This is a genomic window from Rhodobacter sp. 4.3.4, from assembly GCF_058724655.1.
On record NZ_CM178967.1, the window covers coordinates 857,434 to 875,773 of the forward strand.

Below are 18,340 nucleotides of genomic sequence, written 5' to 3' on the forward strand. Positions count from 1 at the left end.
CGCCATGCCCCGACCGCCCGTCACCGACGGTCCGCCCCGTTTCGATCCGGCCGCTCTGGCCGGTCTGTTGCCCGGTCATGCGGCGGGCGATGCGGTCTGGGTCGATGTGCTCTCGGCCGTTGATCGCACCTATGCGGAACTTGTCGAGTATCAGGAACGGCTGGAGCGGCAGAACCACGAACTCGAAGACCTGCGCTCCTATCTTGGTTCGATCTTCGCCTCGGTCTCGGATGCGCTGATCGTCGTTTCGCGGGCGGGGGAGGTGCTGGGCACTTCGGCCTCGGTCGAGGCGCTGACCGGGCAGGGGGCGGGGGTCTGGCAGGGGCAGCCGCTCTCGGCGCTGTTCGATCCGGCCTCGGGGCTGCGGCTTGACCGCGTGCTGGCCGAGGCGGCGAACCGCCGTGCCCCGGTCACGATCGAGGCGGCGCTGATCGGACCGGGCGGTCCGGCGCCGCTGGAACTGTCGGTCAGCCCGCGCCTGGACGAGCGCGACCGGCTGATCGGCTATGTGCTGACCGGCCGTCCGCTGGGGGAATTGCGCCAGGCCTATTCCGAACTTGAACGCTCGCATGCGGCGTTGATCGCGGCGCAGGCGCAGCTGGTGCGCAACGAGAAACTCGCCTCGCTGGGCCGTCTGCTGGCGGGCGTCGCGCATGAGCTGAACAACCCGATTTCCTTCGTTTACGCCAATGCCCATGCGATGGAGCGCTATGCCGCGAAATTCGAGACCTATTTCGCCGCGGTGCAGGCGGGGGCCTCGCGCGCGGAGCTGGTGGCGCTGCGCGAGCGCCTGAAGCTGGAGCGCGAGCTTGGCAATCTGCGCACCGCCATCGACGGTGCCCGCGACGGCGCCGAGCGGGTGCGCGCCATCGTCGAGGATCTGCGCCGCCTTTCCTCGGAGGGCACCGGCGCGCAGGTGGCCTTCGATCTGGTCGCCACCGCCGGGGTGGCGGCGGATTGGGTGCGGCGTGGCTCGAAAACCGCGGTGGCGGTCGATTTCATCGGCCTTGCCGCGCTCGAGGTGATCGGGCGGCCGGGTCATATTCAGCAGGTGGTGATGAATCTGGTGCAAAACGCCCTTGATGCGATGGGCGATTTTCAGGATGGGCGCATCCGCATCGAGGCGCGGATCGCCGCGGGCCGGGGCGAACTGGTCGTCTCCGACACCGGGCCGGGGGTGCCCGAGGATGTGGCGCCGACGATTTTCGACCCGTTCTTCACCACCAAGGATGTCGGCAAGGGCACCGGGCTGGGGCTGTCGATCAGCGCCAAGATCGTCGAGGAACATGGCGGGCGGCTGCGGCTTTTGCCCGAAAGCCCGCTCGGCGGCGCCTGTTTTTGCTTCGATCTGGCGCTGGCGGGGGCGCCGGCATGAAGGTTCTGTGGTTGCAGGCCGCGGGCTGCGGCGGCTGCACGATGTCGGCGCTTTGTGCCGAGGCCCCCGATCTGATCGACACCCTGGCCTCGGCGGGGGTGGAGTTCCTGTGGCATCCGGGGCTGAGCCTTGCCACGGGCGGCGAGGTGCGCGCGCTTCTGGCGGCGATCGAGGCCGGAGAGATCGCGCTCGACTGTCTGGCCGTCGAGGGGGCGATTGCCCGCGGGCCGATGGGCACGGGGCGGTTCCAGATGCTCTCGGGCACCGGGCGGTCGATGCTTGACTGGGTGCGGGCGCTGGCGCCGCTGGCGGAGCATGTCGTCGCGGTGGGGTCTTGCGCCGCTTATGGCGGGGTGACCTCGGCCGGGGGGAACCCCTCGGATGCGGTCGGGCTGGCCTCTGAGGGCGCGCATCCGGGCGGCGTGCTGGCGCCCGGGTTTCGCGCCCGCTCGGGCCTGCCCGTCGTCAATATCGCGGGCTGTCCGACCCATCCGGGCTGGGTGACCGAGACGCTGATGCTGCTGGCGCAGTGCAAACTGTCCGCGGCGGATCTGGATGCGCTGGGCCGTCCGCTGTTTTACGCGCAACATCTGGTGCATCACGGCTGCCCGCGCAACGAATTCTATGAATACAAGGCCTCGGCGCTGCAGCTTTCCGATCTGGGCTGCATGATGGAACATCTGGGCTGCGTCGGCACGCAAGCCGTGGGCGATTGCAACATCCGCCCCTGGAATGGCGAAGGCTCCTGCACGCGGGGCGGCTATCCCTGCATCGCCTGCACCGCGCCGGAATTCGAGGAACCCCGTCACCCCTTCACCGAAACGCCAAAGGTCGCGGGCGTCCCGGTGGGGCTTCCGGCCGACATGCCGAAGGCCTGGTTCATGGCGCTGGCCTCGCTCTCGAAAGCCGCGACGCCCGAGCGGATCGCGCAGAATGCGGTGGCCCCGCGCGTGACGGTGCCGCCGACGATCCGCAAACCCGGGGGGCGGCGATGAGCGACACACCGCGGCTGGTCGTCGGCCCGTTCAACCGGGTCGAGGGCGATCTGGAGGTGCATCTCGATCTGGCCGGGGGGCGGGTGGCCGCGGCCCGGGTCAACAGCCCGCTCTACCGCGGCTTCGAGCGCATGCTGGAAGGCCGCGCCCCCAGTGACGCGCTGACGCTGACGCCGCGGATCTGCGGCATCTGCTCGATCTCGCAATCGGCCGCCGCGGCGCGGGCGCTGGGGGCGGCGATGGGGCTTGCGCCGACCGATCAGGGCGCGTGGCTGGCCGCACTCATTCATGCGGTCGAGAATGTCTCGGACCATCTGGTGCATTTCAACCTGTTCTTCATGCCCGATTTCACCCGGCCCTGTTACGCCGCCCGGCCGTGGTATCCGCGCGCCGTCGCGCGGTTTGCGTCGATCGAGGGGCAGGCGGGCCGGGCGGCGATCGCGGCGCGCGCGGGGCTGATGCATATTCTGGGGCTGGTGGCGGGGAAATGGCCGCACACCTTGGCGCTGCAACCGGGCGGCGTCACCCGCGCGCCGGGCGCGCGCGAGATATTGCGCATTCAGACCGAGCTGCGGATGTTCCGCAAACATCTGGAAACGCAGGTTTTCGGCGGGCGGCTCGAGGATTTCGCGGGCCTTGCCTCGGTTGCCGATCTGCTGCGCTGGGATCGCGGCGATGCCGGGCTGTTTGTGGAAATCGCCGCCGATCTGGACCTGGACCGGCTGGGCCGCGGTGCCGGGCGCTATCTGAGTTTTGGCGCCTATCCGCTGGCCGAGGGGCATGGTTTCGCGCCGGGGCTTTGGCAGGCGGGGGCGGTCACGGTGCCGGACATGGCGGCGATTGCCGAGGATCTCAGCCATGCCTGGATGCTGGGCGGCACGGCGCATCCCTTTGACGGCGTCACCCGCCCCGACGAGACGATGCGCGCGGGCGCTTACAGCTGGTGCAAGGCGCCGCGGCTGGGCGGGCAGCCGGTCGAGGTGGGGGCGCTGGCGCGGCAGGTGATCGACGGCCATCCGCTGGCGGTGGATCTGGCGGGGGGCGGCGTGCTGGCGCGCGTGGCCGGGCGGCTGCTGGAACTGGCGCGGACGCAGCTGCTGATGGAGGGCTGGGCGGCGGCGCTCGATCCCGGGGCGGTTTACATGCTGCAGGGCCGGATGCCCGAGGCGGGCGCGGGCGCGGGGCTTGTCGAAGCCGCGCGCGGCAGTCTGGGCCATTGGCTGCGCATCGAGGGCGGCAGGATCGCGTCTTATCAGATCATCGCGCCGACGACCTGGAACTTTTCCCCCCGCGACAGTGCGGGCGTGCCGGGGCCGCTGGAGGCGGCGCTGGTCGGCGCCCCGGTTGCGCCCGGCGAGGACAGCCCGGTGGCCGTGCAGCATGTCGTGCGCAGTTTCGATCCCTGCATGGTGTGCACCGTGCATTGAGCGCGGTGGGGGCGCTGCCCCCACACCCCCGGGATATTTGAGGCAAGATGAAATGCAGGCTTGGCAGATCAGGGTGCGGGGGCAGGTGCAGGGCGTGGGGTTTCGGCCCTTTGTCTGGCAATTGGCGCGGGCGCGCGGGCTGCGCGGGGTGGTGCTGAACGATGCCGAGGGGGTGCTGATCCGGGTTGCGGGCGCCTTGGGCGATTTTGCCGAGGCGCTGCGTCGCGATGCGCCGCCGCTCGCGCGGGTCGATGCGGTCGAGGTGGTGGCGGCGGTCTTCGACGATCTGCCCGAGGGGTTTGAGATCGTGGCCTCGGGCGGGGCCGGGGCCGAGACGCGGGTGACGCCCGATGCCGCGACCTGTCCGGACTGTCTGGCCGAGATCCGCGGCGAAGGCCGGCGGCGCGGCTATGCCTTCACCAACTGCACCCATTGCGGGCCGCGGTTTTCCATCCTGCAAAGCCTGCCCTATGACCGCGCCCGCACGACGATGGCGCCCTTTGCGATGTGCCCGGCCTGCCGGGCGGAATATGAAGACCCCGCCGACCGGCGCTTTCACGCCCAGCCCATCGCCTGCCCCGATTGCGGGCCTCGGCTCTGGCTGGAGGTGGGCGGGGTTGAGCTGCCGGGCGATGCGATCGCGCTTGCCGCCGCCCGGTTGCGGGCGGGGGAAATCCTTGCGGTGAAAGGGCTTGGCGGCTTTCATCTGGCCTGCGATGCGACGAATGCCGAAGCCGTCGACCGGCTGCGCGCCCGCAAGCACCGCCTGGCCAAGCCCTTTGCGCTGATGGCGCGCGAGGCCGATCTGGAGCGCATCGTCTCGGTCAGTCCCGCGGCGCTTGCGGCGCTGCGCGATCCCGCGGCACCGATCGTCCTGATGCCCGCGCGCGGCGTGTTGCCCGAGACCCTCGCCCCCGGCATCGGCGCGCTGGGGGTGATGCTGCCCGCAACGCCGCTGCATCATCTGTTGCTGGATGCCTTTGACGGCGTGCAGGTGATGACCAGCGGAAACCTTTCGGGCGCGCCGCAGGTGATCGGCAACGAGGAGGCGCGCGAAAAACTGTCGGCCTTTGCCGATGCCTTTCTGATGCATGATCGCGCCATTGCCCGGCGGCTGGATGACTCGGTCCTGCGGGCCGATCCGCCGATGGTGCTGCGCCGCGCCCGCGGCCAGGTGCCGGGCACGCTGCCGCTGCCGCCGGGCTTTGAGGCGGCGCCGCAGGTCGTCGCCTATGGTGGGCAGATGAAGGCGGCGCTGTGCCTGATCAAGAACGGTCAGGCGCTTTTGGGCCATCATCTGGGCGCGCTGGACGAGGCCCTGACCTGGGAAGCGTTCCTGCAGGCCGATGCCGATTATGCGGCGCTGTTCGACCATCACCCGCAGGCGGTGGCGGTCGATCTGCACCCCGATTTCCGTGCTTCCCGCCACGGCGCCGCCCGGGCCGGGCGGCTTGGCGTGCCGCTGATCGCGGTGCAGCACCATCACGCCCATCTGGCCGCCTGTCTGGGCGAAAACCTCTGGCCGAAGGAGGGCGGCAAGGTGGCGGCGATCGTGCTGGATGGGCTTGGCCTTGGCCCTGACGGCACGGTCTGGGGGGGCGAACTTTTGCTGGGCGATTACCGGGGCTTCGAGCGTATCGCCTGGCTGAAGCCCGCGCCCCTGATCGGCGGCGACCGGGCGCAGAGCGAGCCCTGGCGCAATGCGCTGGTGCGGCTGGATGCGGCGGGGCTGCCGGATTTGGCCGACCGGCTTTTCCCCGAAGCGCCGCGCGATCTGGCCCGTCAGATGGCGGCCAAGGCGATCAACGCGCCGCTGTCCTCGAGTGCCGGGCGGCTGTTCGATGCCGTCGCCGCCTGTCTCGGCATCTGTCCGATGCGCCAAAGCTATGAGGGCGAGGCGGCGATGCGGCTGGAATCACTGGCCGCCGACACCGGGCCGGTGCCGGAGCTGCCGGTCCTTGCGGGTGAGATCGACCCGGCGCCGCTGTTTCAACTTCTGGCGGCAGGCGAGCCGCCCGACCGCGTCGCCCATGCGCTGCACGCGAGCCTGGTGCAGGCTTTTGCCGCCGAGGCCGTGGCGCTGATCGACAGCGGACGGGCCGCGGCGGTGGCGCTGACGGGCGGCTGTTTCCAGAATGCCAGATTTGCAATCCTGGCGCGAGAAATCCTTGCCGGTCAAAGGATTCTGACGCAGTGCAGCATCCCGGCCAATGATGGCGGGCTGGCGCTGGGTCAGGCCCTTGTCGCGGCGGCAAAATTGGAAACTCTCTAACCAGAGTGGAAGCAAGGGCGGTCAGATTGCTTTCGGATTTTTTCCGCGACAAAATCGCACACCATTGAAAATAAAAGATAAAATTTTTCTGCGACAATTTGCCGTTTCTCATTGGCGGAAACCGGCCCAACGATGAGAATCCCACTCTACCCATGGGCGCGGCACCGAAGTCACGGCGCGTCTGAAGGCAAGGGAGGGACAATTGTCGGACATCGAAACTTTCTATGACGTGATGCGGCGTCAGGGGATCACCCGGCGCAGTTTCATGAAGTTCTGTTCGCTCACCGCAGCAGCTTTGGGGCTCGGCCCCTCCTTCGTGCCGCAAATCGCCGAGGCCATGGAAACCAAGCCGCGCACCCCGGTTGTCTGGGTGCACGGGCTGGAATGCACCTGCTGTTCGGAAAGCTTTATTCGCTCGGCCCATCCCCTGGCCAAGGATGTCGTGCTGTCGATGATCTCGCTGGATTACGACGACACGCTGATGGCTGCCGCGGGCCATGCCGCCGAGGCGGCCTTTGAAGACACGATCGCGAAATACAAGGGCAACTACATCCTGGCCGTCGAGGGCAACCCGCCGCTCAATGAAGACGGGATGTTCTGCATCACCGGCGGCAAGCCCTTTGTCGAGAAGCTGCGCCACGCCGCGGAAGGGGCCAAGGCGATCATCAGCTGGGGGGCCTGCGCGTCCTATGGCTGCGTGCAGGCCGCGGCGCCGAACCCGACCCAGGCGACGCCGGTGCACAAGGTGATCACCGACAAGCCGATCATCAAGGTCCCGGGCTGCCCGCCGATCGCCGAGGTGATGACCGGCGTCATCACCTACATGCTGACCTTCGACCGGATGCCGGAACTGGACCGTCAGGGCCGCCCGGCGATGTTCTACAGCCAGCGCATCCACGACAAATGCTACCGCCGCCCGCATTTCGACGCTGGCCAGTTCGTCGAACACTGGGACGACGAGAACGCGCGCAAAGGCTATTGCCTCTACAAGATGGGCTGCAAGGGCCCGACCACCTACAACGCCTGTTCGACCGTGCGCTGGAACGGCGGCGTCAGCTTCCCGATCCAGTCCGGCCACGGCTGCATCGGCTGTTCCGAGGACGGGTTCTGGGATCAGGGCAGCTTCTATGACCGGCTGACCACGATCAAGCAATTCGGCATCGAAGCCACCGCCGACCAGATCGGCTGGACCGCCACCGGCCTTGTGGGTGCCGCCGTTGCCGCCCATGCCGCCGTCTCCGTGCTCAAGCGGGCGCAGAAAAAGAACGAGGAGGCGTAAGCCATGACGACCCAGACGCCGAATGGCTTCACCCTTGATAACGCCGGCAAACGCATCGTCGTCGATCCCGTCACCCGGATCGAAGGCCATATGCGCTGCGAAGTGAACGTCAACGATCAGGGCATCATCACCAACGCGGTTTCGACCGGGACGATGTGGCGCGGCCTTGAAGTCATCCTGAAGGGCCGCGATCCGCGCGACGCTTGGGCCTTCACCGAACGGATCTGCGGCGTCTGCACCGGCACCCATGCGCTGACCTCGGTCCGCGCGGTCGAAAGCGCGCTCGGGATCACCATCCCGGACAATGCCAATTCGATCCGCAACATGATGCAGCTGAACCTGCAGATCCACGACCATATCGTGCACTTCTACCATCTGCATGCGCTGGACTGGGTGAACCCGGTCAATGCGCTGCGCGCCGATCCCAAGGCGACCTCGGAGCTGCAGCAGATGGTTTCGCCCAGCCATCCGCTGTCTTCGCCCGGCTATTTCCGCGACGTGCAGAACCGGCTGAAGAAATTCGTCGAAAGCGGGCAACTCGGCCTCTTCAAGAACGGCTACTGGGACAATCCGGCCTACAAGCTTCCGCCCGAAGCCGATCTGATGGCGACGACGCATTATCTGGAAGCGCTTGATCTGCAAAAGGAAGTGGTCAAGGTCCACACGATCTTCGGCGGCAAGAACCCGCATCCGAACTGGCTTGTCGGCGGCGTGCCCTGTCCGATCAACGTCCATGGCGTCGGTGCGGTCGGCGCGATCAACATGGAGCGGCTGAACCTCGTCTCCTCGATCATCGACCGCTGCACCGAATTCACCCGCAACGTCTATCTGCCCGACCTGAAAGCCATCGGCGGCTTCTACAAGAACTGGCTCTACGGCGGCGGGCTGTCGGGGCAATCGGTGATGTCCTATGGCGACATCCCGGAAAACCCGAATGATTTCAGCGCCGGTCAGCTGCATCTGCCGCGCGGTGCGATCATCAACGGCAACCTCAACGAGGTGCATGACGTTGATACGACCGACCCCGAACAGGTGCAGGAATTCGTCGACCATTCCTGGTATGATTACGGCGAGCCGGGGATGGGGCTGCATCCCTGGGATGGCCGGACCGAGCCGAAATTCGAGCTGGGTCCGAACCTCGTGGGCACCCGCACCAATATCGAGAATATCGACGAAGGCGCGAAATATTCCTGGATCAAGGCGCCGCGCTGGCGCGGCAATGCGATGGAGGTGGGGCCGCTGGCGCGTTACATCGTCGGCTATGCCAAGGGTCACGAGGACATCAAGACCCAGGTCGACGGCCTGCTGCGCGACATGAACCTGCCGGTTTCGGCGCTGTTCTCGACGCTGGGTCGCACCGCGGCGCGGGCCTTGGAGGCGGAATACTGCTGCCGTCTGCAAAAGCATTTCTTCGACAAGCTTGTCACCAATATCAAGAACGGCGACAGCTCGACGGCGAATGTCGAGAAATGGGACCCCTCGACCTGGCCCAAGGAGGCCAAGGGCGTGGGCATGACCGAGGCACCGCGCGGCGCGCTGGGCCATTGGGTCAGGATCAAGGATGGCCGCATCGAGAATTATCAATGCGTCGTGCCGACGACCTGGAACGGCTCGCCCCGCGACAGCAAGGGCAATATCGGCGCCTTCGAGGCCTCGCTGCTGAACACCAAGATGGAGCGCCCCGAGGAGCCGGTCGAGATCCTGCGCACGCTGCACAGCTTCGATCCCTGCCTCGCCTGTTCGACCCACGTCATGTCGGCCGAAGGCGCCCCCCTGACCACCGTCACGGTCCGCTAGGGGGATGCCATGAAGGGAGTTTCCGACGAAAGGATCAATGCCCCCGTCCGTGGCCCGGATGAAATCTTCGAGGCCTCGCGACTGACCGGCGACGCTACCCGCGAAGACCTTGAAAGCATCCGGCGGCGAACGTCTGTCTATGTCTACGAGGCGCCGGTGCGGGTCTGGCACTGGGTCAATGCGCTGGCGATCACCATTCTGGTGGTCACCGGCTATCTCATCGCCTCGCCGCTGCCCTCGATGCAGATCGGCGAGGCCACCGATCAGTTCGTCATGGGCTACATCCGCTTTGCCCATTTCGCCGCCGGGGTGGTGATGTCGGTGGGCTTCTTCGGCCGCATCTACTGGGCTTTCGTGGGCAATCGCCACGCCTGGCAGATGTTCTACATCCCGGTCTTCAACCTGCGCTACTGGAAGGAATTCGTCTTCGAGCTGCGCTGGTATCTGTTCCTCGAGGAAGAGCCGAAGAAATACATCGGCCACAACCCGCTGGCCCATGCGGCGATGTTCACCTTCATCACGCTCGGCATCACCTTCATGATGATCACCGGCTGGGCGCTTTATGCCGAAGGCGCGGGGCAGGGCGGCGTGACCGACAGCCTGTTCGGCTGGGTGCTTGGCTATGTGCAAAACAGCCAGCGGCTGCACACGTTGCACCATCTGGGCATGTGGGCGATCGTGATTTTCGCGATCATCCATATCTACGCCGCGGTGCGCGAAGACGTGATGAGCCGTCAATCGATGGTCTCGACGATGATCTCCGGGCACCGGACCTTCAAGGACGACCGGATCGAATGACCCTTTCCCAAGGGGCAGGCCGGGCGCAGAGCGATCTGTGCCCGGTTTTTTGTGGAAATAGTTCTTCCAAATACATCATAAAAGTGGTAAGGAAGTTTCCGAAATTCGCGATTTTCCGACTCTCTTGCCGGGTTTTCCCGGTCCTGCGGTTGGATCATCTTGGGCGCGCGGCGCCCGCGCGAGCGACGGTCTAGGGAGGGACCCATGCCAGCATTCACACCTGAACGGGTGCTCGTTCTGGGCATCGGCAATGTGCTTTGGGCCGACGAGGGCTTCGGCGTGCGCTGTGTCGAGCGGATGGCCGAAACCCATGCGCTGCCCGAGCGGGTGAAGCTGCTCGATGGCGGCACGCAGGGGCTTTACCTGCTGCCCTTCCTCGAAGAGGCCGAGGCGCTGATCGTCTTTGATGCGGTCGATTTCGGTCTTGCCCCGGGCACGCTGCTCACCCTGCGCGACGGTGATGTCCCCGCCTTCATGGGCGCGAAAAAGATGAGCCTGCATCAGACCGGCTTTCAGGATGTGATCGCGACGGCACAGCTGATGGGCCATTGCCCGGCGCATATGACGCTGATCGGCTGCCAGCCGGTCGAGCTGGAGGATTACGGCGGCAGTTTGCGCCCGGCCGTGGCGGAACAGGTCGATCCGGCGATCGCCGAGGCGGTGCGCGAGCTGCGCACCTGGGGGATCGAGGTGGGCAAGGGTGCGACGATCAGCAATGATCTGGTTGATCCCTCGCTTTCCCGCGATCTTTATGAGCGCGGCCGCCCCACCGAAGACGAAGCCTGCCGGATCGGCGATCACCGCTTCTTTCCCTCGGCCGCGAAGGTCCGCGCCTGATGTGTGTCGGCATTCCCGTGCAGCTGCTGGCGGTCGATGGCATCCGCGGTGACGTGATCGAGGACGGCCGCCCCGGCCTTGTCGATCTGTCGCTCACCCCCGAGGCGCGGCCGGGCGACTGGGTTCTGGCCTTCCTTGGTGCCGCCCGCGAAGTGCTGACGCCCGATCAGGCCGCGCAGATCACCGCCGCCCTTGCCGGGCTGCGGTCGCTGATGGCGGGCGGCGATCTGGGCGATGCCTTCGCCGATCTCGAAGCCCGTTCGCCCCAGCTTCCCCCCCATCTTCAAGCCGCGCTCGACGCCGGCAAGACCAGCGCCTGAGGACCTCATGCACGACTTTCACATGCCCGATACTGCGCCGCCCTCGGGCAATATCCATCCGCTGGTGGCGCGGCTGAGCACCGATTTCGGCTGGCCACGGCTGGAGAACGCGCATGACCTGCGCGAATTCACCACCCGGCCGGGGGCGCATTGCCTCTTCGTGCCGGGCGACGGCGCGCGCAATCTGGAAACCCCCGATGCCGCCGTGGTGCTGCCCGAACTGCGCCAGGCATTCCAGAACGCCTTTGACTGCGCCGTGGTCGGCGACGGCATCGAGGCCGAACTGCGCGAAACCACCCGGGTTCTGAAAACCCCCTCGTTCCTGTTCTTCCGCGACGGCGACTTTCTGGGCGGCATCGAGAAGATCCGCGACTGGGATGATTACATCGCCCGCACCTCTCACATCCTTGCCGCGAAAGGCTGAGCCATGGTCTCGAATTTCCACCTGCCCCCCGTCGGTTTCGGCCCCGGCTCGCAGCCCGAGGGGGACGAGGAACTGGGCTACATGCAGCTGCCCTCGGGGATGCGGACCTATTCGGCGCATCTGCCCGAGGTTGAGGATAGCTCCGCCGTTGCCCCGGCGCTGAAGCTGCTCTCCGAGATCGCCGCGGCGGCCGAGGCCTGCGCGCAGGGCGGCATGGCGAGCTTTGATCTGGCGGGGCTTGATGCGCAAAACCGCGCGCTGATCGCCGAGACGATGGGGCAGGGCGAGGTCGCGATGAAGATCCGCGGCATCCCGGCCCTGATGGTGCAGGAATCGGTCTTTGCCGGGGTCTGGTCGGTGGCCGGGGCGGGGGTCGACCGGATCGAGGTGGGGGCGGTGCCCGCGGCGGCGCTCTCGCGCGCTTTCGAGCCCTTCCGCAAGGGCCAGACCGCGCTGCCGCCGCTCTCCGACGGCGTCGTGAACGCCCCGGCGCTGGTCGCGGAACTTTTCGACAAATCCGCGGCTTACGTGGGCGGCGCGGCGGATGTGATCAACCTGACGCTGCTGCCGCATACGGAAGAAGACCTGACGCTGCTCGACTATATGCTGGGCGAGGGCGCGGTGACGATCCTGTCGCGCGGCTATGGCAATTGCCGCATCACCGCGACGGCGACGCCGCATGTCTGGCGGGTGCAGTTCTACAATTCGACCGATGCGCTGATCCTCGACACGATCGAGGTGACGACGATGCCGGAAGTGGCCTTGGCCGCGCGCGAAGATCTGGAGGATTCGGCGGGCCGCATCCGCGAAGTGCTGGAGGCGATCCGTTGAGCGGGCCGTTGAGCGGGGCAAATGCCCCCCGATCGGGGTTCGAGGGCTCGTATCTGGGCGCCAATGACCGGATTTCCGATCAGGCGATCATGGAATGCAAGATCTGCTGGACGCCCTACGATCCGGCCTCGGGCGACGAGTTCCGCCAGGTTCTGCCCGGCACGCCCTTTGCCCAGCTGCCCGAGGACTGGCACTGCCCGAATTGCGATGCGCCAAAAGCGCAGTTCATCGTCCAAAGCGACCCCGGCGCGCCTGCGCTTTTGGAACAGAACCGCATTGACGCGCAGGTGGCGGCGCTGGTGGCCGATTTCCGCGAGATCTGGCATGCGAAGATGCGCGACGTGCCCTTGGTGAACAAGGCTCTGTCGATCGAAGCCGTGGGCTTTCGCAGCCACGAAGGGCGCGGCCTTGGCGTGCTTGTCAGCCCTTGGTTCATGAACCTGATCCAGCTGCCCGCCGAGGGCGAGGATTGGTCGGGCCTGATCCCGGGCGCCAAGGAAGACCTGGAATTCCCCTCGGGCATCTATGAATTCATCCACAACCGGCGCGAGATGGTGGGCGGCTACAAGGCCTGTTCGCTGTACCCGACGATGGGCGATTTCCAGACCCAGATGCAGGCGGTCGATCTGGCGCGGGCGGTGATGATCGAACTCTTCAAGGCGGAAAACCGCGCCGAGACCGACCGTGCCGCCGAAATCCGTGCCAGCCGCGCGGCGGAGCTGGCGGCGCTTGAGGCGGCCGAGGCCGAGAAGGCTGAAACCGCCGCCCGGGCCGAGGCCCTGGCGCAGCCGACACGGCGGCGGCTGATCTCGGCGGGGCTTGCAGGCGAGGGAGAGGCGGAATGAGCGCGGCGCTGGGCATCGTGCTGCGTCCCGAGGGGGCGCGGCTGGCCGTCAACCTGACCCCGCCCGATCCCTTGCCGGTGGCGGCGATGCTGCTGGGCCGACCGCCCGAGGAGGTGGCTGTGATGCTGCCGCGGCTGTTCAATCTGTGCGGCGCGGCGCAGGGCCATGCGGCGCGGCTGGCGCTGGGGCTGACGGTGGAGGCGGCGCCCGCGCGGCGCGAGATCCTGCGCGATCATCTGGCGAAGCTCTGCCTGATCTGGCCGAAACTGCTGGGCCTGAGGCCGCAGCCCCTGCCCGATCATTGGGCCGAGGGCGGGCCGGCGCTGCAAGACTGGCTGTGGGGCGGCGAGAAGCCCGGTGATCTGTGGCACTTCCTGATCTCGGGGCGGGGGGTGGCGCCGCTTCTGGCGACGCTGGGCCATGCTTTCGCGCCCGGCGAGGCGGTGGCGGTGCTGCCCCCGCTTTCCGATCCCATGGCCTTGACGGCGCAGGAAAATTCCCCCGCCGGGCGGGTCGCGGATGAGCCGCTGATGCGTCAGGCCGAGGCGCGCTTCGGCCGGGGCCCGTTCTGGCGCGCGCTGGGCCGGATTGTCGATCTGCATGCTTTGGCGCAGGCGCCGCTGGCCGCCGAAACGCCGCGTCCGGGGCTCGCGCTGGTGGCGGCGGCGCGCGGCACCTATGCGCTTTCGGCCCGGGCCGAGGCGGGGATGGTCACGGCGCTTTCGCGCGTCACCCCCACCGATCACCTGCTGGCCCCGGGCGGCGCGCTGGCACTGTCGCTGGCCAGCCTGCCCGCCGCCAAGGCCGGTCTGGCGGCTTTGGTCGTCGACATTCTCGACCCCTGTGTGGCCGTTTCCGTGCAGGAGCTGGCGCATGCATGAGATGTCGATCGTCGAGGGGATTCGCACGGCGATCGAAGACTCTGCCCGCGCCAACGGGTTTTCAAGGGTGACGCGGGTGCGGCTCGAGATCGGGCGGCTGGCGGGGGTGGAGCGGGCGGCGCTGGACTTCGCCTTCGACGTGGTCTTGCGCGGGTCTTTGGCCGAAGGGGCCGAGTTGCAGATTCTCGACATTCCGGGGCAGGCGGCTTGCTTTGACTGCGGTAAAACAGTCGAAATCGAACATCGGCTGGATATCTGTCCAGAATGCGGTGGGGCCCGGCTGCTGGTGCAGGGCGGCGACGAGATGCGGATCAAGGATTTGGAGGTGCTCTGATGTGCACGGTATGCGGCTGTGGCGGTCACAGCGTCGAGGATCAGTTCAAGGACCATCTGAAGAAGACCGGCAAGGACGGCACGCACAAGCCCGCCCCCTTTGCGGTTCTGGCAGAGCCGCAGGGCACCCACAGCCATGCGCACAGCCATTGGCACACCCATGCTGACGGCACGAGCCATTCTCATCCGCATGCGCACAGCCACAGCCATGACACCGCCCATGGCGCCGAGGCCGACAGCGATCACCCGCATGCGCATGGGCACGATCACGGCCATTCCCATGGCGCTTGCGCCCATGACATCCATCTCGGCCACGGTCCGGCGGGCACCGAAGTGCCCGGCATGAGCCAGGCCCGGTTGATCGAGATCGAGACCGACATCTTGTCGAAAAACAACCAATATGCCGCCCGCAACCGCGCCGGGCTGGCACAAAAGAGCATTTTTGCAACCAACCTGGTCTCCTCGCCCGGCTCGGGCAAGACCACGCTGCTGGTGCGGACGATCGAGATGCTCGGCGCCCAGCCCCTTGCGGTGATCGAGGGCGATCAGCAGACGACGAATGACGCCGACCGCATCCGCGCGACGGGGGCGGCGGCCATTCAGGTCAACACCGGCAAGGGCTGCCATCTGGACGGGGCGATGGTCGAACAGGCGCTGGCGCATCTGCCGCTGCCCGAAGGCGCGCTTCTCTTCATCGAAAACGTCGGCAATCTGGTCTGCCCGGCCGCCTTCGATCTGGGCGAGGATGCCAAGGTGGCGATTCTTTCGGTCACCGAGGGCGAGGACAAGCCCTTGAAATATCCCGACATGTTTGCCGCGGCGGGGCTGGCGATCCTCAACAAGGTCGATCTGGCGCCCTATTGCGATGTGGACCTGGACCTTTACGAGGCCAATATCCGCCGGGTGAACCCGCAAATCGAGGTTCTGCGCGTCTCGGCCCGAACCGGCGCAGGCATGGCGGCCTGGATCGACTGGCTGCGCGCGGGTCTGGCGCGGAAAGCGCGCTGATGGCTGCCTCGGCCCCCGCGATCCTTCTGGTCGATGACGAGCCGCATTCTCTGGCGGCGATGAAACTTGCGCTCGAAGACGATTTCGACGTGCTGACCGCGCCGGGCGCCGAGGCGGCGATCGCTATTCTGGAAGAGGAATGGGTGCAGGTCATCATCTGCGATCAGCGCATGCCGGGCCGCACCGGGGTCGATTTCCTGACCGAAGTGCGCGAGCGCTGGCCGGAAACCGTGCGCATCATCATCACCGGCTATACCGACAGCGCCTCGATGATGGCCGCGATCAATGACGCGGGCATCCATCAGTTCCTGACCAAGCCCTGGCATCCCGAACAGCTTCTGTCCTCGGCGCGCAATGCGGCGCGGATGTTCACGCTCGCGCGGGAAAACGAGCGGCTCTCGCTGGAGATGCGGCTTTTGAATTCCACCTCGGAAAGCCGGGTGGAAAAGCGCCGCCGGGCCCTGCGCGAGGGGATGGGGTTCGAGACCATCCTGCGCACGCCGAATTCCGCGATGAATGCGGCCATTGCGCTGGCGCGGCAATTTGCCAGTTTCGACGTGCCGGTGCTGTTGCGCGGCGAACCCGGCTCTGGCCGGGCGCAGCTGGCGCGGGCGATGCATTACGTCTCGCTGCGCTCGGACAAGCCGTTTTACGAGATCAACCTCGCCGGTCTGCCCGAGGATCTGGCGATGATCGAGCTGTTCGGGGCGCGGCGCGGCGTGCTGCCCGGCGGCGTGGCGAAGATCGGTCTGGCGCAAAAGGCCGACCGCGGCACGCTTTTCGTGGCGGGGGTCGAGGCGGCCAGCCCGGCCTTGCAGCTGGCGCTGTTGCGGATGCTGGCGGACGGCGCGATCACGCCTTTGGGCGGGCAGGAAACCGCCTCGACCAACCTGCGGCTGATCACCGGCGCGGCGGCCGATCTGCGCGCGATGGTGGCCGAGGGGCGGTTTCGCGCCGATCTTTATTATGCGCTTTCGGCGGGGGAAATCGCGCTGCCGCCCTTGCGCGCGCGGCGCGGCGATGTCGCGCTTCTGGCGCAATCGATGCTGGCCGAGGCGGCGGTGCGGCATGGCAAGCAGGCGCTGGGCTTCGATGCCGCGGCGCTCGAATTTCTGGAAAACTACGACTGGCCCGGCAACCTGCGGGAATTGCACAATGAAGTCACGCGGATGCTGATTTTTGCGCAGGACAATGTGCTCGGCGCCGAGCTGATCTCGCGTCACATCCTGCAGGCCGCCCCCTCGGACAGCGGCGCCGACCGCTCGGCCGAGGAGGTGATGACGGCGGATGGCACGCTCAAGGATCGTATCGAGCTGATCGAGATGCGGATCCTGCGCGAGACGCTGACCCGCAACCGCTGGAACAAGAGCCGGGCGGCGGCGGAACTGGGGCTGAGCCGGGTCGGGCTGCGCGCGAAACTCGACCGCTACGGCATCGAGCATCCGGCGGGCCGGGTGCAGGAAGAGGAGGAAGACTGATGTGTCTGGGGATTCCGGGCCAGATCGTGGCGATCACCGACGCCGGTCGGATGATGGCCTTGGCCGATGTGTCGGGGGTGCAGCGCGAGGTGAACGTGGCCTGCGTCGCCGAGGGCCCGCTTGAGGATCTGCTGGGGCATTGGGCGCTGATCCATGTCGGCTTCGCGATGAGCCTGATTGACGAGGACGAGGCCGCGCGGACGCTGGAGGCTTTGCGCGATCTGGGCGAGGCGCAGGAGACGCTGGCGCAAATGGCCGAGGGGGCCGCGGCGCTGGAGGAGCGGGGATGAAATTCGCTTCCGAATTCCGCGACCCCGCGCTGGCCAAGGGGCTTTTGGCCGAAATCGCGCGGCTGGCCGAGCAGATCGGGGCGACGGCGGAAAAGCCCTTGCACATCATGGAGATCTGCGGCGGGCATACGCATTCGATCTTTCGCTACGGGCTCGACAAGCTCATTCATCCGGGCATCGAATTCATTCACGGGCCGGGCTGTCCGGTCTGCGTGCTGCCGCGCGCGCGGGTCGATGAATGCATCGAGATCGCGCAGCGCCCCGAGGTGATCTTTTGCACCTTCGGCGATGCGATGCGGGTGCCCGGATCGAAGCTGAGCCTGATGCAGGCGAAGGCGGCGGGGGCGGATATCCGCATGGTCTATTCGCCCTTGGATGCGCTGGAACTGGCGCGGCGCAACCCCGGGCGCGAGGTGGTGTTCTTCGGCCTGGGCTTCGAGACGACGACGCCCTCGACGGCGCTCGCGATCCAGCAGGCGGCCCGTGAGGGGCTTTCGAATTTCAGCGTCTTTTGCAACCATATCACCGTGCCCGAACCGATCCGGGCGCTGCTCGATGACCCCTACATGCGGCTCGACGGCTTCATCGGGCCCGGCCATGTGTCGATGGTGATCGGCATTCATCCCTATGATTTCATTGCGCAAGACTATGGCAAGCCGCTGGTTGTGGCGGGGTTCGAGCCGACGGATCTCTTGCAATCGGTGCTGATGGTGCTGCGCCAGATATCCCAAGGCCGCGCGGCGATCGAGAACCAATATGCCCGCGTCGTGCCCGAACATGGCAACAGGGTCTCGCTGGCGGCGATTGCTGACGTCTATGAGCGGCGGCCGTCCTTCGAATGGCGGGGGCTTGGCGAGATCGACGCTTCGGGGCTGCGCATTCGGGCGGCCTATCGCGCCCATGATGCCGAGGAGAAATTCGGCGTGGGCTATGCGGGCCAGCGCGCCGCGGTCGAGGAGGCCGAGGGCTGCGCCTGCGGCGCGGTGATGACCGGGCGGATGAAGCCGGTCGCCTGCGCGCAATTCGGCAAGGGCTGCACGCCGGAAATGCCCTTGGGCGCGCTGATGGTGAGTTCGGAGGGGGCCTGTGCGGCCTATTGGCAATATGGCGGGGCGCGGGCGGCGGAATAGTTTCGGGGGCGTTGCCCCCG

At 67.0% G+C, this 18,340-nt stretch carries 18 protein-coding genes; all 18 read left to right on the forward strand.

The genetic code is table 11. The annotated features are described in order from the left end of the window. Window positions 1–4: 4 nt before the first annotated feature. The 18 genes from AC4PTB_RS04135 to hypD all read left to right on the forward strand — a co-directional run bounded on the left by AC4PTB_RS04135 (window position 5) and on the right by hypD (window position 18,320). On the forward strand, window positions 5–1,375 hold the full coding sequence (locus AC4PTB_RS04135; RefSeq protein ID WP_492191831.1) for a sensor histidine kinase: 1,371 nt from the start codon (window positions 5–7) through the stop codon (window positions 1,373–1,375). Further along, on the forward strand, window positions 1,372–2,370 hold the full coding sequence (locus AC4PTB_RS04140; RefSeq protein WP_492191832.1) for an NADH-quinone oxidoreductase subunit B family protein: 999 nt from the start codon (window positions 1,372–1,374) through the stop codon (window positions 2,368–2,370). The genes AC4PTB_RS04135 and AC4PTB_RS04140 overlap by 4 nt, the downstream gene beginning before the upstream one ends. Continuing rightward, entirely contained in the window at window positions 2,367–3,797 is a 1,431-nt protein-coding gene (locus tag AC4PTB_RS04145; RefSeq protein WP_492191833.1) for a nickel-dependent hydrogenase large subunit, read from the forward strand. The genes AC4PTB_RS04140 and AC4PTB_RS04145 overlap by 4 nt, the downstream gene beginning before the upstream one ends. A gap of 52 nt (window positions 3,798–3,849) precedes the next feature. Next, entirely contained in the window at window positions 3,850–6,069 is a 2,220-nt protein-coding gene (gene hypF, locus AC4PTB_RS04150; RefSeq protein ID WP_492191834.1) for a carbamoyltransferase HypF, read from the forward strand. A 202-nt stretch (window positions 6,070–6,271) separates the two neighbouring features. Then, complete coding sequence (locus tag AC4PTB_RS04155) at window positions 6,272–7,348, forward strand: hydrogenase small subunit (RefSeq protein ID WP_492191835.1); 1,077 nt, start codon at window positions 6,272–6,274, stop codon at window positions 7,346–7,348. 3 nt (window positions 7,349–7,351) lie between these two features. Further along, window positions 7,352–9,145: a nickel-dependent hydrogenase large subunit gene (locus AC4PTB_RS04160; protein WP_492191836.1), complete on the forward strand. Its 1,794-nt coding sequence runs from the start codon at window positions 7,352–7,354 to the stop codon at window positions 9,143–9,145. Window positions 9,146–9,154: 9 nt separating this feature from the next. Beyond that, complete coding sequence (gene cybH / locus AC4PTB_RS04165; protein ID WP_492191837.1) at window positions 9,155–9,943, forward strand: Ni/Fe-hydrogenase, b-type cytochrome subunit; 789 nt, start codon at window positions 9,155–9,157, stop codon at window positions 9,941–9,943. A 204-nt stretch (window positions 9,944–10,147) separates the two neighbouring features. Next, window positions 10,148–10,780: a HyaD/HybD family hydrogenase maturation endopeptidase gene (locus AC4PTB_RS04170; protein WP_492191838.1), complete on the forward strand. Its 633-nt coding sequence runs from the start codon at window positions 10,148–10,150 to the stop codon at window positions 10,778–10,780. Further along, window positions 10,780–11,100, forward strand: a complete 321-nt coding sequence (locus AC4PTB_RS04175) for a HypC/HybG/HupF family hydrogenase formation chaperone (RefSeq protein ID WP_492191839.1) — start codon at window positions 10,780–10,782, stop codon at window positions 11,098–11,100. Before AC4PTB_RS04170 ends, AC4PTB_RS04175 begins: the two co-directional genes overlap by 1 nt. A 7-nt stretch (window positions 11,101–11,107) precedes the next feature. Beyond that, window positions 11,108–11,524 (forward strand): thioredoxin domain-containing protein, encoded by a 417-nt coding sequence (locus AC4PTB_RS04180; RefSeq protein WP_492191840.1) that lies wholly within the window; start codon window positions 11,108–11,110, stop codon window positions 11,522–11,524. Between the two features lie 3 nt (window positions 11,525–11,527). Then, complete coding sequence (locus AC4PTB_RS04185) at window positions 11,528–12,355, forward strand: hydrogenase expression/formation protein (protein ID WP_492191841.1); 828 nt, start codon at window positions 11,528–11,530, stop codon at window positions 12,353–12,355. An 89-nt stretch (window positions 12,356–12,444) separates the two neighbouring features. Beyond that, complete coding sequence (locus AC4PTB_RS04190) at window positions 12,445–13,200, forward strand: [NiFe]-hydrogenase assembly chaperone HybE (RefSeq protein WP_492192578.1); 756 nt, start codon at window positions 12,445–12,447, stop codon at window positions 13,198–13,200. Further along, on the forward strand, window positions 13,197–14,081 hold the full coding sequence (locus AC4PTB_RS04195) for a hydrogenase expression/formation protein HupK (RefSeq protein WP_492191842.1): 885 nt from the start codon (window positions 13,197–13,199) through the stop codon (window positions 14,079–14,081). Before AC4PTB_RS04190 ends, AC4PTB_RS04195 begins: the two co-directional genes overlap by 4 nt. Continuing rightward, a complete protein-coding gene (gene hypA, locus AC4PTB_RS04200) occupies window positions 14,074–14,415 on the forward strand; it encodes a hydrogenase maturation nickel metallochaperone HypA (protein ID WP_492191843.1) in 342 nt (113 codons plus the stop codon). The genes AC4PTB_RS04195 and hypA overlap by 8 nt, the downstream gene beginning before the upstream one ends. Beyond that, window positions 14,415–15,422 carry a hydrogenase nickel incorporation protein HypB gene (gene hypB, locus AC4PTB_RS04205; protein WP_492191844.1) on the forward strand — a complete coding sequence of 336 codons (1,008 nt, stop codon included), beginning with the start codon at window positions 14,415–14,417 and terminating at the stop codon, window positions 15,420–15,422. The genes hypA and hypB overlap by 1 nt, the downstream gene beginning before the upstream one ends. Further along, window positions 15,422–16,900: a sigma-54-dependent transcriptional regulator gene (locus tag AC4PTB_RS04210; protein ID WP_492191845.1), complete on the forward strand. Its 1,479-nt coding sequence runs from the start codon at window positions 15,422–15,424 to the stop codon at window positions 16,898–16,900. Before hypB ends, AC4PTB_RS04210 begins: the two co-directional genes overlap by 1 nt. Further along, the gene (gene hypC / locus AC4PTB_RS04215; protein ID WP_492191846.1) at window positions 16,900–17,190 is read left to right on the forward strand and encodes a HypC/HybG/HupF family hydrogenase formation chaperone; all 291 of its coding nucleotides are present in this window, start codon (window positions 16,900–16,902) and stop codon (window positions 17,188–17,190) included. Before AC4PTB_RS04210 ends, hypC begins: the two co-directional genes overlap by 1 nt. Beyond that, window positions 17,187–18,320, forward strand: a complete 1,134-nt coding sequence (hypD, locus tag AC4PTB_RS04220; protein ID WP_492191847.1) for a hydrogenase formation protein HypD — start codon at window positions 17,187–17,189, stop codon at window positions 18,318–18,320. Before hypC ends, hypD begins: the two co-directional genes overlap by 4 nt. Window positions 18,321–18,340 lie beyond the last annotated feature (20 nt).

Excerpts from the sequence above, each read along its gene's own strand:
- AC4PTB_RS04190 (WP_492192578.1), top strand. The coding sequence starts at position 12,445 with ATGGAATGCAAGATCTGCTGGACGCCCTACGATCCGGCCTCGGGCGAC.
- AC4PTB_RS04170 (WP_492191838.1), top strand. The coding sequence starts at position 10,148 with ATGCCAGCATTCACACCTGAACGGGTGCTCGTTCTGGGCATCGGCAAT.
- AC4PTB_RS04175 (WP_492191839.1), top strand. The coding sequence starts at position 10,780 with ATGTGTGTCGGCATTCCCGTGCAGCTGCTGGCGGTCGATGGCATCCGC.
- AC4PTB_RS04185 (WP_492191841.1), top strand. The coding sequence starts at position 11,528 with ATGGTCTCGAATTTCCACCTGCCCCCCGTCGGTTTCGGCCCCGGCTCG.
- AC4PTB_RS04160 (WP_492191836.1), top strand. The coding sequence starts at position 7,352 with ATGACGACCCAGACGCCGAATGGCTTCACCCTTGATAACGCCGGCAAA.
- hypA (WP_492191843.1), top strand. The coding sequence starts at position 14,074 with ATGCATGAGATGTCGATCGTCGAGGGGATTCGCACGGCGATCGAAGAC.
- AC4PTB_RS04140 (WP_492191832.1), top strand. The coding sequence starts at position 1,372 with ATGAAGGTTCTGTGGTTGCAGGCCGCGGGCTGCGGCGGCTGCACGATG.
- AC4PTB_RS04195 (WP_492191842.1), top strand. The coding sequence starts at position 13,197 with ATGAGCGCGGCGCTGGGCATCGTGCTGCGTCCCGAGGGGGCGCGGCTG.
- AC4PTB_RS04135 (WP_492191831.1), top strand. The coding sequence starts at position 5 with ATGCCCCGACCGCCCGTCACCGACGGTCCGCCCCGTTTCGATCCGGCC.
- hypF (WP_492191834.1), top strand. The coding sequence starts at position 3,850 with ATGCAGGCTTGGCAGATCAGGGTGCGGGGGCAGGTGCAGGGCGTGGGG.
- hypD (WP_492191847.1), top strand. The coding sequence starts at position 17,187 with ATGAAATTCGCTTCCGAATTCCGCGACCCCGCGCTGGCCAAGGGGCTT.
- AC4PTB_RS04180 (WP_492191840.1), top strand. The coding sequence starts at position 11,108 with ATGCACGACTTTCACATGCCCGATACTGCGCCGCCCTCGGGCAATATC.
- AC4PTB_RS04145 (WP_492191833.1), top strand. The coding sequence starts at position 2,367 with ATGAGCGACACACCGCGGCTGGTCGTCGGCCCGTTCAACCGGGTCGAG.
- hypC (WP_492191846.1), top strand. The coding sequence starts at position 16,900 with ATGTGTCTGGGGATTCCGGGCCAGATCGTGGCGATCACCGACGCCGGT.
- cybH (WP_492191837.1), top strand. The coding sequence starts at position 9,155 with ATGAAGGGAGTTTCCGACGAAAGGATCAATGCCCCCGTCCGTGGCCCG.
- AC4PTB_RS04210 (WP_492191845.1), top strand. The coding sequence starts at position 15,422 with ATGGCTGCCTCGGCCCCCGCGATCCTTCTGGTCGATGACGAGCCGCAT.
- hypB (WP_492191844.1), top strand. The coding sequence starts at position 14,415 with ATGTGCACGGTATGCGGCTGTGGCGGTCACAGCGTCGAGGATCAGTTC.